The sequence below is a fragment of the Bradyrhizobium sp. genome (genome assembly GCF_049691595.1).
GTDB lineage: Bacteria > Pseudomonadota > Alphaproteobacteria > Rhizobiales > Xanthobacteraceae > Bradyrhizobium.
Window position 1 is genome coordinate 1 of sequence record NZ_JBAVNZ010000477.1, and the last position, 1,582, is coordinate 1,582.

The window sequence follows — 1,582 nt, forward strand, 5'->3', positions numbered from 1 at the left end:
CGCCAGCTGTCCGGCTTGAAAGTCGAATAGTAAGTGCCGTTGATCTCGATCGAGGTCAAGGCCTTGGACGCAAACTCCCAGGGCAATCGCTCGAGAAAGGGTCTTGCGCCGATCCGAATAAGTTTCCCAAGGGGTGAGTCGGTGTGATTCATGGGGTGCCAACCGAATCGGTTGGAGATCGCCCATGTCCGCAGCACTCAGCACATCCTTGTCGACGACGCCCGCCGCCACTTCAAAGATCGCGCTCCTCGATCACTTCGCGCGGCTCGATGATCCGCGCCAGAACGCCAAGGTCGTGTTCCCGCTACCCGAGATCATGCTGCTCGTCCTGGCTGCTACGATCGCGGGCTGCGACGATCTCGTCGAGGTCTGCGAGTGGGGCCGTGAGCGGCTCGATTTTCTGCGCCGCTATCTGTTGTATCGCGACGATATCCCGAGCCATGACACGCTGACCGATGTCGTCAACGCACTGGATCCCGAGCTGTTCAAATCGTGCTTCAAGGACTGGGTCGCTTGCCTGCGCGATGACGATCCCGAGATCATCGCCGTCGACGGCAAGACCTCACGGCGCACGCACGATAAAGCCAAGGATCGCAAGCCACTGCATCTCGTCTCGGCTTGGGCCAGCCGTCAGCGGCTCGTGCTCGGACAGCAGGCGACGGAGGAGAAATCCAACGAGATCACTGCCATTCCGCTGCTGCTGGAGCGTCTGCATCTCAAGGGCGCGATCGTCACCATCGATGCGATGGGATGTCAGACGGCCATCGCCGATAAGATCATCGAAAAAGGCGGCGACTACTGCTTGGCCTTGAAGGGCAACCGCCCGGCCTTGCAGGACGAGGTCGAGCGGTTGTTTGCCGATCCCAAGGAAGCGGGCGTCATCACGCAGACCGTCGTGACCACGGACAAGGATCACGGCCGTCTCGAAATCCGAAGCCACACCGTGTGCCACGACATCGACTGGTTGATGTCCGACCGCCGCTATCCCGGCGAGATCAAGTTCCCAGGGTTGGCGATGATCGGCATGGTCGAGAGCTCATTCGAGCGCAACGGCGCGATAGAAACTGCCCGGCGTTACTATCTGTGCTCAAAGAAGCTTCCGGCCAAGACGTTTGCCGAGGTCGTGCGAGCCCACTGGGGTGTCGAAAACCGGCTGCATTGGACGCTCGACGTTATCTTCGACGAGGACCAGTGCCGATTGCGGACTGGGTACGGCCCCGAAAACATGTCCATCGTCAGACACGCTTGCCCCGGATCCCGTTCCGGGGTGGCGCTGAACATGCTTCAGGCGCCAAAGTCCAAGACAAGCCTGAAGGTGCGCCGCAAAAAAGCCGGATGGAACGCCGACTACCTCGGCGACATCCTGCGGAGCGCCGGCTGATCATCTTCAAGCGATTCCCCTGCGCAAACTCCAGTTCGCGCTTGCGGGCGAGGCCGGGCGGGTAGAACACGCCTCGCCACGGCTCGAAGGTCCAACCGCCAATGCCAACTCTCACCTTGCCGGCCATAGTCTCTCCGCTCTGTCAAAACAGGTGTGCTGTCGCACCATCCAAACGTCCCGCCAGACTTCGGCAAGGACGAT

At 60.7% G+C, this 1,582-nt stretch carries 1 protein-coding gene and 1 pseudogene; one reads left to right on the top strand and one right to left on the bottom strand.

What is annotated here, in order from left to right; all coding sequences use genetic code 11:
- Positions 1 to 184 precede the first annotated feature (184 nt).
- A complete protein-coding gene (locus tag WCE35_RS19955; RefSeq protein WP_424595043.1) occupies positions 185 to 1,381 on the top strand; it encodes an ISAs1 family transposase in 1,197 nt (398 codons plus the stop codon).
- Positions 1,382 to 1,402: 21 nt separating this feature from the next.
- Here WCE35_RS19955 and WCE35_RS19960 read toward each other — a convergent pair.
- A pseudogene (locus tag WCE35_RS19960) lies at positions 1,403 to 1,508 on the bottom strand (DUF72 domain-containing protein); the annotation flags it as partial.
- Between the last annotated feature and the right edge of the window lie 74 nt (positions 1,509 to 1,582).